Here is a 13,804-nt window from a genome sequence, read left to right as displayed (position 1 = left end):
TATGCTGGGTGCCGATTTTCAGTATTTTGGAGTTGCGCATGCCCCGCTTGTTACCGTTTGTCGCTTTGCTGGTTTTGCTGCCGTTGTGGCTGGCCGCAAGCTACGGGGTGCGTTACGTGTTGATGGAAGACCCACAGTGGGTTGGCCTGTGCCTGGAGCAGGCGACGACCTGGTCGTGTCAGGTGCGTTCGACGTTGGGTTTGATGATCCACTGGCGGGTACTGGCCTGGACGGCGTTGGGCCTGGCACTGCTGGCGATGCTGATCCCGGGGCGTGCCGGCTGGCGCATGGCGGTGTTGGCATTACTGTTCGGGATTCCGGCCTTGGTCTTGTACACCGCCAGTATGGCCGTGTTTGCCGTGGTGCTGGCGGCGTTGCGCCTGGTTAGGCAGGCGCCGCGTACCCCCTGAGACCGTGTTGAGCCTATCGCAGGTAAGCCTGCTGTGGCAGCCAAACGCCGCGAACTCAAGGACACCCCACCGACGCCATCGCAGGCAAGCCAGCTCCAACAGCGCCCGCGTAACCTGTAGGAGCCGGGCTTGCCCGCGATGCAGCCACCGCGTACTCGCTGACACCCCACCGACGCCATCGCAGGCAAGCCAGCTCCAACAGCGCCCGCGCAACCTGTAGGAGCCGGGCTTGCCCGCGATACAAACACCGCGAACTCAAGGACACCCCACCGACGCCATCGCAGGCAAGCCAGCTCCAACAGAACCCGCGCAGCCTGTAGGAGCGGGTCTTGCCCGCGATGCAAACGCCGCGAACTCACGGACACCCCACCGATGCCATCGCAGGCAAGCCAGCTCCAACAGCGCCCGCGCAACCTGTAGGAGCCGGGCTTGCCCGCGATACAGCCGCCGCGAACTCACTGACACCCCACCGACGCCATCGCAGGCAAACCTGCTCCAACAGAGCCCGCGTAACCTGTAGGAGCGGGTCTTGCCCGCGATGCAGCCGCCGCGAACTCACTGACACCCCACCGACGCCATCGCAGGCAAACCTGCTCCAACAGAGCCCGCGCAACCTGTAGGAGCCGGGCTTGCCCGCGATACAAACGCCGCGAACTCACGGACACCCCACCGACGCCATCGCAGGCAAGCCAGCTCCAACAGAACCCGCGCAAGTTGTAGGAGCCGGGCTTGCCCGCGATACAAACGCCGCGCACTCACAGGCACCCCACCGACGCCATCGCAGGCAAGCCAGCTCCAACAGAACCCGCGCAGCCTGTAGGAGCCGGGCTTGCCCGCGATGCAGCCACCGCGTACTCGCTGACACCCCACCGACGCCATCGCAGGCAAACCTGCTCCAACAGCGCCCGCGTAACCTGTAGGAGCGGGTCTTGCCCGCGATGCAGCCACCGCGTACTCACGGACACCCCACCGACGCCATCGCAGGCAAGCCAGCTCCAACAGAACCCGCGCAGCCTGTAGGAGCCGGGCTTGCCCGCGATGCAAACACCGCTTACTCGCTGACACCCCACCGACGCCATCGCAGGCAAACCTGCTTCAACAGCGCCCGCACCAGCTGTGGTAGCGTCTGTACGTTACTGACGCACCCTCAAACTCCGCCACAATCCCACCACCATCACCACACTGACTGCCGCCCAGATCCACGCTTGCTGGTTGCCCAGGCCCTCACGGAACAGTTGCGGCGCGATACCGGCCCCGATGATAAACGTCAGCACACCGACCTCCGCCCGTGGCGCACGTACCGGCCGCAGGGCATAGACCAGTGCCGGCAACACCAATGCCGCACTTGGAAAACTGCGGTAACGCGGGTCAAACACCAACGCCAGCATGCTTACCGCTGCCGCAAAGCCTGCCGCCACCAGCCACCATCCCGCTCGGGCCTCCAGCCAGTTGAAGGCGCGATCACGCCAGCCTTCACGTGTCGCCAGTGCCAGGGCCGCATGGGCCAGCACCAGCAGGTTCAAGCCGACCAACAGGCCCGCCCACAACCACTCACCGGCAAACCGGCTGTTGATTCGCGCAAGCTCACCCCACAGCCCGATGCTGGCGGCACCGGTTGCTGCCAGCAAAGGCAGCAGCAAGGCCGAGCGGGTGCCGCGCACGGGGCCGGCAAGCCACAGCGTGATCAGGAACAGTACGCCACCGAAGCCCAGCCACTGCGGCCAGAGCGGCAGGTTCGACACCGGCCCTTCAAGCACGCCCTTGTCCTGGCGGTCTGCGTCATACAGCCCCCAGTAACCGCCGACGGCACCTTCGCTGGCGCGTTTCCACGGCTGGTCAAAGGCTTCGATCAGGTTGTAATGCCAGCCCTGCTGCTCGGCCATGGCCACGAAACCACGAATGAAGCGTGCCTCGTTGACCCGGCTGGGCAGGGCGGTTTCGCGCTGGCGACCTTCGCTGGGCCAGCCCGTTTCACCAATCAGGATATCCTTGGGCGCGAAGCGGTTGCCGAACACCTGGCGGATCTCGCCGACATGGGCGAGGGCGTCGTCGATTCGCTTCGGATCGTCTTCCCAGTAGGGCAGCAGGTGGATGGTCAGAAAGTCCACCTCCGGGGCAATCTCAGGATGTTTCAACCAGAACTCCCAGACATCGGCATAGGTCACCGGCACGCTGACCTGGCTTTTCACCCGGGCAATCAGGCCGGCCAGTTGCGGGCCGGTCACTTCCTTGCGCAGCAGCGCCTCATTACCGATGATCACCGCACGAACGACGTCCTTGTTGGCATTGGCCGAGGCAATCAGTGCCTGGATTTCCTTCTCGGTGTCTGCCGGGTTGCTGTTGATCCAGGCACCCAGCATTACCTTCAGGCCGTGCTTGCGTGCCAGTTCAGGGATCGCCTCAAGGCCGGTCATTGAGTAGGTGCGAATGCACTCGAAACGTTTGGCCAGCAATGCCAGGTCGGCATCCATGCGCGCCGGGCGCAGTTGGAAAGGCTGGTCGAACGGGGACTGGTCTTTATCGAACGGCGTATAGGACGCGCATTGGAGTTTGTGCGTAGCACTGGCGGCGTCGGGCAGTACCACCGGTTTCCCCAGTCCGTACCAAAGCCCGGCAAGGGCAAACAGGCCGAGCAGGCAGGCGAACAGGTAAGGCAGCACGGGGAAGCGGGCGGTAGAGGACATTAATCGACGCCGTCTGGTAACAAAGCCGCCAATAGTACCTGCAAACGCCGCCCGCTAAAGCCTTGGCATGCAAAGTTCGGGCATAACCGGCAGCCGTTCGAACCACGCCCCGGCCTGCTGGCCTGATGATGTCGTTTCTCGGTGTCTTGAGGTCGCTGCCAGAGCAGGTTCCCGAGACGTGTCGGTTGATGATGCCTTGCATCAGTACTCCGCTGATGCTTCGGCTGTCCTGGTAAGTGGGCGTGACGGGGGCGCCATGCACCAAAACAACGTGACGATGCTCGACCATCGTCGGGCGCTGCACTTTCCGTGAAGTAACGAGGGGAAGCTTTGATGAAAATGCGACGACTCCTGGGGGCGGCCTCCGCCCTGGTACTGGCAATGGGCGCCACGCAGGCGATGGCCAAGGAAGTGAGCATCGGCTACGTCGATGGCTGGTCGGACAGCGTCGCGACGACGTTTGTCGCGGCACAAGTGATCAAGGAAAAACTCGGCTATGACGTCAAGCTGATGCCCGTTGCGACCGGCATCATGTGGCAAGGCGTCGCCACCGGCAAACTGGACGCCATGCTTTCCGCCTGGCTGCCGGTCACCCACGGCGAGTACTGGAGTAAAAACAAGGACAACGTGGTCGATTACGGCCCTAACTTCAAGGACGCCAAGATCGGCCTGATCGTGCCGGAGTACGTCAAGGCTGTTTCGCTGGCCGATTTGAAGACTGACGACAGCTTCAAGAAAAAGATTGTAGGTATCGATGCCGGCTCCGGCGTGATGCTCAAGACCGATCAAGCGATCAAGGACTACGACCTGACCGGCTACAAGCTGCAAGCCAGTTCTGGTGCGGCGATGACGGCTGAGCTGGGGCGTGCCTATGCCAAGCAGCAGTCGATTGCGGTCACCGGCTGGGTACCGCACTGGATGTTCGCCAAGTGGAAACTGCGCTTCCTTGAAGACCCAAAAGGGGTGTACGGCGCTGCTGAAACCGTCAACAGCATTGGCAGCAAAGAGCTGGCGACCAAGGCGCCAGAAGTCGCCACGTTCCTGAAAAAGTTCTCTTGGCAGTCGAAAGACGAAATCGGCGAGGTCATGCTTGCGATTCAGGAGGGCGCCAAGCCTGAGGCCGCCGCCAAGGATTGGGTTGCTAAGCACCCTGAGCGCGTCGCGGAGTGGACCGCCAAGTAACGGCTTCAAGCCTTTTTTTCGGGGCTCCAGGGCTGCATGAATCGTTGCGATCATGCAGCCCTTTGCATTTCTGGCTGTTACAGAAACTGCAAAAGAGTTTTACATCTAAGACTAAGGTCGTCTGGAGTGAGTCCCAAGGCAGCATAAAGTAGCGGTGAGTTCTTTCTACTCTGTGCTGCGAGGACAAAAACAATGAACGACAGCATTTACCTCTCGATACAAAACAGCCCGCGGTTCAAGGAGCTGGTTTCGAAACGGGAGCGGTTCGCCATGATTCTATCGGCGATCATGCTTGGGCTTTACACTGGCTTCATCCTGCTTATCGCTTATGGTCCCCAGATTCTGGGCACCAAGATCAGCCCTGAGAGTTCGATTACGTGGGGCATTCCTGTGGGTGTCGGCATTATTGTGGCGGCCTTCATTCTCACTGGGATCTACGTACGTCGCGCGAACGGTGAGTTCGACGACCTGAACAACGCGATTCTCAAGGAGGCTCAGCAATGATCCGGCGTTTACTGGCAACACTGGCCTTCGGCGTATTCGCGCCGGCCGTCTGGGCGGGAGAAGCCCTGACCGGTGAGGTCCACAAACAACCCCTGAACATCTCTGCCATTGTGATGTTCGTGGTTTTCGTTGGCGCCACCCTGTGCATTACCTACTGGGCATCCAAGCGCAACAACTCGGCAGCGGATTACTATGCTGCGGGTGGTCGTATCACGGGCTTCCAGAACGGTCTGGCAATCGCCGGTGACTACATGTCCGCGGCGTCCTTCCTGGGTATTTCCGCACTGGTGTACACCTCTGGCTACGATGGCCTGATCTACTCGATCGGCTTCCTGGTCGGCTGGCCAATCATTCTGTTCCTGATCGCTGAGCGGTTGCGTAACCTGGGCAAATACACCTTTGCCGACGTCGCTTCCTATCGCCTGAAGCAGAAGGAAATCCGCACCCTGTCGGCCTCCGGCTCGCTGGTGGTGGTAGCGTTCTACCTGATCGCTCAGATGGTGGGTGCAGGTAAACTGATCCAACTGCTGTTCGGCCTGGACTACCACGTTGCGGTGATCCTGGTGGGCATCCTGATGGCGCTGTACGTGTTGTTCGGCGGCATGCTGGCGACCACCTGGGTACAGATCATCAAGGCTGTACTGCTGCTGTCCGGTGCGAGCTTCATGGCACTGATGGTCATGAAACACGTCAACTTCGACTTCAACATGCTGTTCTCCGAGTCGATCAGCGTTCACCCTAAAGGTGAAGCGATCATGAGCCCGGGTGGCCTCGTGAAAGACCCGATCTCGGCGTTCTCGCTGGGCCTGGCACTGATGTTCGGTACCGCTGGCCTGCCGCACATCCTGATGCGCTTCTTCACTGTGAGCGACGCCAAGGAAGCGCGTAAGAGCGTGCTGTATGCAACGGGCTTCATCGGCTACTTCTACATCCTGACCTTCATCATCGGCTTCGGCGCGATCCTGCTGGTCAGCACCAACCCGGACTTCAAGGACGCGGCTGGCGCGCTGTTGGGCGGTAACAACATGGCAGCTATCCACCTGGCCAAAGCGGTGGGCGGCAGCATCTTCCTCGGCTTCATCTCGGCGGTGGCGTTCGCGACCATCCTGGCTGTGGTTGCAGGCCTGACCCTGGCCGGTGCCTCGGCAGTGTCCCACGACCTGTATGCCAGCGTGTTCCGTAAAGGCCGCGCCAACGAGAAGGACGAGATCCGCGTTTCGAAGATCACCACGATCGCTCTGGCGGTACTGGCAATCTTCCTGGGCATCCTGTTCGAGAAGCAGAACATCGCGTTCATGGTAGGCCTGGCGTTCTCCATCGCTGCCAGCTGCAACTTCCCGGTACTGCTGCTGTCGATGTACTGGAAGAAACTGACTACCCGTGGCGCCATGATCGGCGGCTGGATGGGCCTGGTCAGCGCAGTAGGCCTGATGGTTCTCGGCCCAACCATTTGGGTACAGATCCTCGGTCACGAGAAAGCCATCTACCCGTACGAGTATCCAGCGCTGTTCTCGATGCTGATTGCCTTCGTCGGTATCTGGTTCTTCTCGATCACCGACAAGTCCAAAGCAGCTGATGAAGAACGTGCACTGTTCTACCCGCAGTTCGTTCGTTCGCAAACCGGCCTGGGCGCCAGCGGTGCGGTATCGCACTAAGACGCTGAGCGGTTAAGCCACAGAAAAATGCCAGTCGATTGACTGGCATTTTTTTTGGGGCTTTTACGTCGCAGGTGCTGGTTTCAAGTCTCCAGCCCTACGGTGCTTTCAGGTCACACCGTTCATTTAGCCTGCGCCATTCAGCAACCTGATGAAGGATGGGGCCGGCCCATGCCTTCGCTACACTCGCCGAACGTATCCATGGTTGAACGAGGCATCCGTCTATGCAAAACCGCATGATGATCACTGGCGCCGGATCGGGGCTGGGCCGGGAAATTGCGTTGCGTTGGGCGCGTGAGGGCTGGCAACTGGCACTTGCCGATGTCAATGAGGCCGGCTTGCGGGACACCCTGGCCCTGGTGCGTGAGGCCGGTGGAACAGGCTTTACCCAGCGCTGCGACGTGCGCGACTACAGCCAGCTGACAGCATTGGCGCAGGCCTGCGAAGAGCATTTCGGTGGCGTTGATGTCGTCGTCAACAATGCCGGCGTTGCCTCTGGCGGCTTTTTCGCCGAGTTGTCGCTGGAGGACTGGGATTGGCAACTGGCAATCAACCTGATGGGCGTGGTCAAGGGCTGCAAGGCGTTCTTGCCCCTGCTGACCCGCAGCAAGGGGCGGATCATCAATATTGCGTCCATGGCGGCCTTGATGCAGGCCCCTGCCATGAGTAACTACAACGTGGCCAAGGCGGGCGTGGTGGCCCTGTCGGAAAGCCTGCTGGTGGAGTTGCGCCAACAGGAGGTCGCTGTGCACGTGGTGTGCCCCTCGTACTTCCAGACCAACCTGCTGGACTCGTTCCGTGGCCCGACGCCAGCAATGAAAGCGCAAGTGGGCAAGTTGCTGGAAAGCTCGCCGATTACGGCGAGTGACATCGCCGACTATATCTACCAGCACGTCGCGCAAGGCGAATTCATGATCCTCCCTCACGAACAAGGTCGCCAGGCCTGGCAACTCAAGCAGCAAAACCCTCAGGCGCTGTATGACGAGATGGCCACAATGGCCGAGAAAATGTGCGGCAAGGCTCGCTCGACGCAGGCTTGAGCGTTCGCCTCAGGTATTCTGGGCGCCTTTGCTGAACAACCCAAGGTGCCCTGGCGTGATCAATTACTTCTGGTTCTTCCTCGCTGCAGTCTTCGAGATTGGCGGTTGTTATGCCTTCTATCTCTGGCTACGACTGGGCAAGAGCGCGTGGTGGATCGCGCCAGCGTTGTTCAGCCTGACCCTGTTTGGGCTGATCCTGACCCGGGTCGAGGCGGCCTATGCCGGTCGGGCATACGCGGCTTATGGCGGTATTTACATTGTCACCTCGTTGATCTGGTTGGCAGTCATCGAACGCGCCAGGCCGTTGAGCACGGACTGGATGGGCGCGCTGCTGTGTGTGCTGGGCGCCACCCTCATTGTATTGGGGCCGCGTTTTCACAGCGCCTGAAAGCCTCTTTTTTAAGTTTATTTGTAGGGAAAATCTGAAAGTGCGGTGGGAACTGTCTAAATCCCGCTCGCAGCATTGATGGCACCTTGCCCATGCAGCAGTCTCCAGATTCGCCAAAAGCTGGAGGAAAAAGCGATGCTGGTTATCGGACGTGAGGTAGGTGAGGTGATCGCCATTGATGGTCAGATCAGGATCGAAGTGTTGTCCGTGGAAGGCGGTACCGTACGTTTCGGTATCAGCGCTCCACGGCATATCGAGGTGCACAGGGCGGAAATCTACCGGCGTATTGTCGAGCAGGCCGGCAAGAAGATGAGCACGGACTGATTCAGTCCAGCAGTTCCCGAGGGACTTCGTGCTTGGGCAGCAACTGGCACTGTTGGCTTTCCAGGTCGAAGAGGATAAAGGCCTGACCTTTGAGCAGCGCTTGGCGAACCCGCAGTACGCGGGTTTCGAGCGGGGTTTCGTCACCGTTGTCGGTACCGTCGCGGGTGACGAAATCCTCGATCAGGCGGGTCAGGGTCTCAGCTTCCAGTTGGTCGTAAGGAATCAGCATAAAAGGACTTGGACGTAGTTAAGAGTGCCCACATCCTACGCGAATCGTTACTGGCTGGCTTCGCCCTGTCTGCGCTTGCCGCGAACCAGTTCACGCAGCATGAAGCGGTTCGGATGGCAGGCTTCGGCGACTGCACGGGGCAGTGGCAGCGGCGCACCGTCAGCCCAGGCAGCAACCAGCTCGCCTGAAAGCGGTGCGGTGATCAACCCACGCGAGCCATGGCCGCTGTTGATGTACAAGCCCTCAAGCCAAGGGCAGGGCGTGCTCGGTTGTTGCCGGGCGTCTTTGGCCAGCACCGCATAGGCCTGAGCGAACGCTTTTTGATCAGCCAGCGGGCCAACGATTGGCAGGTAGTCCGGGCTGGTACAGCGGAACGCGGCCCTGCCTTCCAGCACCTCGGGGTCGAGATGATCGGCGCCCAGGCGCATCGCCAGGTCGGCGGAGATCTCTTGTAGCAACGCCAGGTTGCCTTGGTGCTCGGCGGCGGTGGGCGTCAGCTCGGTGGCGGTGAAGTCGAAACTGGCGCCGAGGGTGTGTTCACCCAGGCGCGGTGGGGCAACGTAACCCTCGGCGCAGACCACGGTGCTCAAGGTTGAACTCTGCCCAGTGGCCGGCAGGCGGGTGATTTGCCCGCGAATGCGCTTGAGCGGCAGTTCACTGCAGCCCTCAAACCGATGGATCTCCGCCGCGCAGGCCAACACCGCGAGCGGCGCGCTGGCCAACAGGCGCTCGCCCTCCCAGGCCTGCCACTGGCCATCGGCTTTGCGCAGTTCCAGCACCTGGTGATGCATCAGCAGGCGGATGTTCGGATGCTTGGCCTGCCAGGCGCACAGCGCCGGCGGGTGAACCCAGCCACCTTCAGGGTAGAACAGGCCGCCACTGGCCAGACCGATGCCCGCCATGGTTTCGGCGTCGGTGCGGTTCAGGCGTTGCAGTAATGTCGGGTCGAAGGCCTCGGCCAGTTTGGCCTGGCGCTGATCTTCCTTGTCGTCGAAGGCTAACTGCAACACACCGCAGGCGTCCCAATCACGGCCACGCTGCAATTGTTCCAGCAAGCGTCGGGTATAACCGAAGCCGCTGATGATCAACCGCGACAGGGCGGTGCCGTGGGCTGAGAGCTTCAGGTAGAGCACACCTTGCGGGTTGCCCGAGGCCTCGCTGGCCGGTTGGGCATGGCGATCCAGCAGGCTGACCTGCCAGCCCCGTGCCGCCAGGCTTGCGGCCGTCGCACAGCCAGCCAGGCCGGCGCCAATCACCAGCGCCTGGCGTGGGCCCGGCAGGGCAGGCGGGCGGGCGTACCAGGGCGCGACAGTTGCCGGGGCAGCCTGCTCGGGTGGGCAACCTTCATAGACGCCGCGCACGATTTCCCACTTCTTGCCGATGCCGGGGATCTTTTTCAGCGCGAAACCGGCAGCCATCAACCCGCGACGAACCCAGCCGGTGCTGGTAAAAGTGCCGAGTGTGGCCTGTTCGGCCGAGAGCCGGGCCAACTGAGCGAACAGCTCCGGGGTCCACATTTCCGGGTTTTTCGCCGGGGCAAAACCATCGAGGAACCAGGCGTCGACCCGGGCATCGAGTTGCGGCAACTGCTCCAGCGCATCGCCCACCATCAAGGTCAGCGTGACCCGACCCTGCTCGAAGACAAACTGCTGGAAGCCTTCATGCACCGCCACGTACTCGGCCAACAGGGCATTGCCGAAATCTGCCAGCTCCGGCCACAGGGCCAAGGCCTTGGCCAGATCGGCGCGGCTCAGGGGGTATTTCTCGACCGTCACGAAATGCAGGCGAGCACCAGGGCCGGCGCATTCGGCGAACAACTGCCAGGCGCAAAGAAAGTTCATCCCGGTACCAAAACCGGTTTCGCCGATCACCAGGCACTGGTTGTCCTGCAGGGCGCTGAAACGCTGACGCAGGTTGTTCTGCTCAATGAACACATGACGGGTTTCTTCAAGGCCCTGTTCCTTGGAGAAATAGACGTCATCGTACTGCCGCGAATGCGGGCGTCCCTGGTCGTCCCAGTCAATCTGGGCATAGTTGGTTACGTCGGTCATGTTCGGCTCGAAAACGGCAAGACCGGCATTTTAGCCGATCGGTTGAACGCTGTTTGACTTGGCGCATGGTACTGATTTTTCTGCCGACAAAAGCCGCGCTGATCCGCTAGGCTTGCTTATCAACCAAGGGAGCCTGGTACATGTTCGAATCTGCTGAAATCGGTCACGCCATCGACAAGGACACCTATGACGCTGAAGTCCCGGCGTTGCGAGAAGCGTTGCTTGAAGCGCAGTTCGAACTCAAGCAGCAGGCACGGTTTCCGGTCATTGTATTGATCAATGGCGTCGAAGGTGCAGGCAAGGGCGAGACGGTCAAGCTGCTTAACGAATGGATGGACCCTCGGTTGATTGAGGTCCGTACCTTCGATCAGCAAAGCGATGAAGAGCTCGCCCATCCACCGGCCTGGCGCTACTGGCGGGCTTTGCCGGCCAAGGGGCGGATGGGGATTTTCTTCGGCAACTGGTACAGCCAGATGTTGCAGGGGCGGGTTCATGGTGTGTTCAAGGACGCCGTGCTCGACCAGGCCATTGGTGGTGCCGAGCGCCTGGAACAGATGCTCTGTGATGAAGGTGCGCTGATCTTCAAGTTCTGGTTCCACCTGTCCAAAAAACAGATGAAAGCCCGCCTCAAGTCCCTGCAGGACGACCCGCTGCACAGTTGGCGGATCAGCCCGCTGGACTGGCAACAGTCACAGACCTATGACCGCTTCGTGCGTTTTGGTGAGCGGGTGTTGCGCCGTACCAGCCGAGACTATGCGCCATGGCATGTCATCGAGGGTGTCGACCCCTATTACCGAAGCCTGGCAGTCGGGCGCATTCTGCTTGAAGGCTTGCAGAACGCGCTGAAGACCGAAGGGCGCGTGGTTCGTCCGAGTAACATCGCGCCGTTGAGCCAGAGCATTGATCAGCGCAGCTTGTTGGGCAGCCTGGATTTGAGCAAGCAACTGAGCAAGGACGAATACCAGGAGCAACTGATTACCGAGCAGGCTCGCCTGGCCGGGCTGCTGCGTGATAAACGCATGCGCCGCCATGCCTTGCTGGCCGTGTTCGAAGGGAATGACGCGGCGGGCAAGGGCGGTGCGATCCGTCGCGTGGCCGCAGCACTGGACCCGCGTCAGTACCGAATCGTGCCGATTGCCGCCCCGACCGAAGAAGAACGTGCGCAGCCTTACCTCTGGCGGTTCTGGCGGCACGTCCCGGGGCGCGGCAAATTCACCGTGTTCGATCGCTCCTGGTACGGCCGGGTGCTGGTGGAGCGAGTCGAGGGGTTTTGCCAGCAGGCAGACTGGATGCGGGCCTATGGCGAGATCAATGATTTTGAAGAACAGTTGAACAACGCTGGCGTGGTGCTGGTCAAGTTCTGGATGGCGATTGACCAGCAGACCCAACTGGAGCGCTTCCAGGCGCGCGAACAGATCCCCTTCAAGCGCTTCAAGATCACCGAAGAGGACTGGCGCAACCGTGACAAGTGGCCGCAATACGCCGAAGCGGTGGGCGATATGGTTGACCGTACCAGCACCGAAATTGCGCCTTGGACCCTGGTCGAAGCCAATGACAAACGCTGGGCCCGGGTAAAAGTGCTGCGCACCATCAACGAAGCGCTGGAAGCGGCGTTCAAGAACAACAAGAAATAGCCACCAACGCCATCGCAGCCCGCGCAGCCTGTAGGCGCCGGGCTTGCCCGCGATACAAACGCCGCGAACCCACTGACACCCCACCGACGCCATCGCAGGCAAGCCAGCTCCAACAGAGCCCACGTAACCTGTAGGAGCCGGGCTTGCCCGCGATACAAACGCCGCGAACTCACGGACACCCCACCGACGCCATCGCAGGCAAGCCAGCTCCAACAGAGCCCGCGTAACCTGTAGGAGCCGGGCTTGCCCGCGATGCAAACACCGCGAACCCACTGACACCCCACCGACGCCATCGCAGGCAAGCCAGCTCCAACAGCGCCCGCGTAACCTGTAGGAGCCGGGCTTGCCCGCGATGCAAACGCCGCGAACTCACTGACACCCCACCGACACCATCGCAGGCAAGCCAGCTCCAACAGCGCCCGCGCAGCCTGTAGGAGCCGGGCTTGCCCGCGATGCAGCCACCGCGAACTCACGGACACCCCACCGACGCCATCGCAGGCAAGCCAGCTCCAACAGAGCCCGCGCAGCCTGTAGGAGCCGGGCTTGCCCGCGATACAAACGGCGCGAACCCACTGACACCCCACCCAGGCCATCGCAGGCAAGCCAGCTCCAACAGAGCCCGCGTAACACTTGCAGGCTTTCATGGAATGAGATGCTGAATTCTTTTCTATATCTGTAACTGTGTAAGTTGCGGTGACCGCCGTAGAATCAAGCCTCCCCCCACCATAGGGTTTTTCGAGGCGGTCATGCATATTTCTTCCGGACGCTGGGTCTACGGTCTGTTCCTGGCGTTGTTGACGGCCGTGCTCTGGGGCATCCTTCCGATCAAGCTCAAGCAGGTGTTGCTGGTGATGGACCCGGTCACTGTCACCTGGTTCCGCCTGCTGGTTTCTGGTGGCCTGCTGCTGGCCTTTCTTGGCGCCACGCGGCGTCTGCCCTCCGTGCGTGCCCTGGGGCGAAACGGGCGTTTTCTGCTGTTGCTCTGCGTGGGCGGGCTGGTCGGCAACTATGTGCTCTACCTGATCGGTCTGAACATACTCAGCCCCGGCACAGCGCAACTGATGATCCAGATGGGGCCGGTGCTGCTGTTGATCAGTAGCGTTGTGGTTTTCAAGGAGCGTTTCAGCCTGGGGCAGGGGATCGGCCTGGTCATTCTGCTGCTGGGCTTCGGGTTGTTCTTCAATCAGCGCCTGGACGAGCTGCTGACCTCCTTGGGCACGTACACCAAGGGCATTCTGATTATCCTGCTGGCCGCTGCGGTGTGGACGTTCTATGCCTTGGGCCAGAAGCAGTTACTCACCGTGTGGAGCTCGCCACAGGTGATGATGGTGATCTACCTGATCTGTGCCTTGATCCTGACGCCATGGGCACACCCACTGGAGGCGCTGCAACTGAGCCCGCTGCAAGGCTGGTTGCTGTTGGCCTGTTGCCTGAACACGCTGGTTGCCTACGGTGCCTTTGCTGAAGCGTTGGCCCACTGGGAAGCATCGCGGGTCAGTGCGACCCTGGCGATCACCCCGCTGGTGACGTTCGGCTGTGTTGCCCTGGCGGCCATGCTCTGGCCAGGTTATGTGCAACCCGAGCAGATCAATGGCCTGGCGTACATCGGTGCCGTGATCGTGGTGCTTGGCTCGGTGCTGATTGCGCTGGGGCCGTCACTGATTGCCGGTTGGCGTGCCAGGCGCGTGCGCCTGGCACGCTGA

Annotated in this window: 12 protein-coding genes; 9 read left to right on the top strand and 3 right to left on the bottom strand. The window is 61.1% G+C overall.

Annotation, left to right across the window (positions count from 1 at the left end):
• Nucleotides 1–38: 38 nt before the first annotated feature.
• Nucleotides 39–410 carry a hypothetical protein gene (locus ACZ9H3_RS09495; RefSeq protein WP_065760406.1) on the top strand — a complete coding sequence of 124 codons (372 nt, stop codon included), beginning with the start codon at nucleotides 39–41 and terminating at the stop codon, nucleotides 408–410.
• A gap of 1,133 nt (nucleotides 411–1,543) precedes the next feature.
• Here ACZ9H3_RS09495 and ACZ9H3_RS09490 read toward each other — a convergent pair.
• Complete coding sequence (locus ACZ9H3_RS09490) at nucleotides 1,544–3,094, bottom strand: glycoside hydrolase family 17 protein (RefSeq protein WP_476220527.1); 1,551 nt, start codon at nucleotides 3,092–3,094, stop codon at nucleotides 1,544–1,546.
• A 333-nt stretch (nucleotides 3,095–3,427) separates the two neighbouring features.
• Here ACZ9H3_RS09490 and ACZ9H3_RS09485 point away from each other — a divergent pair, with 333 nt between their 5' ends.
• From ACZ9H3_RS09485 to csrA, 6 genes are all read left to right on the top strand, one after another.
• On the top strand, nucleotides 3,428–4,276 hold the full coding sequence (locus ACZ9H3_RS09485; RefSeq protein ID WP_102053877.1) for a glycine betaine ABC transporter substrate-binding protein: 849 nt from the start codon (nucleotides 3,428–3,430) through the stop codon (nucleotides 4,274–4,276).
• Between the two features lie 192 nt (nucleotides 4,277–4,468).
• Entirely contained in the window at nucleotides 4,469–4,780 is a 312-nt protein-coding gene (locus ACZ9H3_RS09480; RefSeq protein ID WP_065760403.1) for a DUF485 domain-containing protein, read from the top strand.
• Nucleotides 4,777–6,435 (top strand): cation acetate symporter, encoded by a 1,659-nt coding sequence (locus ACZ9H3_RS09475; protein ID WP_476220524.1) that lies wholly within the window; start codon nucleotides 4,777–4,779, stop codon nucleotides 6,433–6,435. Before ACZ9H3_RS09480 ends, ACZ9H3_RS09475 begins: the two co-directional genes overlap by 4 nt.
• A gap of 224 nt (nucleotides 6,436–6,659) precedes the next feature.
• Entirely contained in the window at nucleotides 6,660–7,475 is an 816-nt protein-coding gene (locus ACZ9H3_RS09470) for an SDR family oxidoreductase (RefSeq protein ID WP_476220522.1), read from the top strand.
• 55 nt (nucleotides 7,476–7,530) lie between these two features.
• Nucleotides 7,531–7,863 (top strand): YnfA family protein, encoded by a 333-nt coding sequence (locus ACZ9H3_RS09465; protein WP_102053875.1) that lies wholly within the window; start codon nucleotides 7,531–7,533, stop codon nucleotides 7,861–7,863.
• A gap of 135 nt (nucleotides 7,864–7,998) precedes the next feature.
• A complete protein-coding gene (csrA, locus tag ACZ9H3_RS09460; RefSeq protein ID WP_065760399.1) occupies nucleotides 7,999–8,187 on the top strand; it encodes a carbon storage regulator CsrA in 189 nt (62 codons plus the stop codon).
• 1 nt (nucleotide 8,188) lies between these two features.
• On the opposite strand, the gene ACZ9H3_RS09455 is transcribed toward csrA, so the two are convergent.
• A complete protein-coding gene (locus tag ACZ9H3_RS09455; protein ID WP_065760398.1) occupies nucleotides 8,189–8,416 on the bottom strand; it encodes a YheU family protein in 228 nt (75 codons plus the stop codon).
• Nucleotides 8,417–8,463: 47 nt separating this feature from the next.
• A complete protein-coding gene (gene mnmC / locus ACZ9H3_RS09450) occupies nucleotides 8,464–10,467 on the bottom strand; it encodes a bifunctional tRNA (5-methylaminomethyl-2-thiouridine)(34)-methyltransferase MnmC2/FAD-dependent 5-carboxymethylaminomethyl-2-thiouridine(34) oxidoreductase MnmC1 (protein WP_476220519.1) in 2,004 nt (667 codons plus the stop codon).
• Between the two features lie 140 nt (nucleotides 10,468–10,607).
• Here mnmC and pap point away from each other — a divergent pair, with 140 nt between their 5' ends.
• Both pap and ACZ9H3_RS09440 read left to right on the top strand, forming a co-directional pair.
• Nucleotides 10,608–12,101 (top strand): polyphosphate:AMP phosphotransferase, encoded by a 1,494-nt coding sequence (pap, locus tag ACZ9H3_RS09445; protein WP_476220517.1) that lies wholly within the window; start codon nucleotides 10,608–10,610, stop codon nucleotides 12,099–12,101.
• Between the two features lie 746 nt (nucleotides 12,102–12,847).
• Entirely contained in the window at nucleotides 12,848–13,804 is a 957-nt protein-coding gene (locus tag ACZ9H3_RS09440) for a DMT family transporter (protein WP_065760838.1), read from the top strand.

This window comes from Pseudomonas sp. TE3910 (assembly GCF_056279025.1).
Note: the sequence above shows the minus strand (reverse complement) of the source record. Positions and strands in the feature narration are given on the sequence as shown.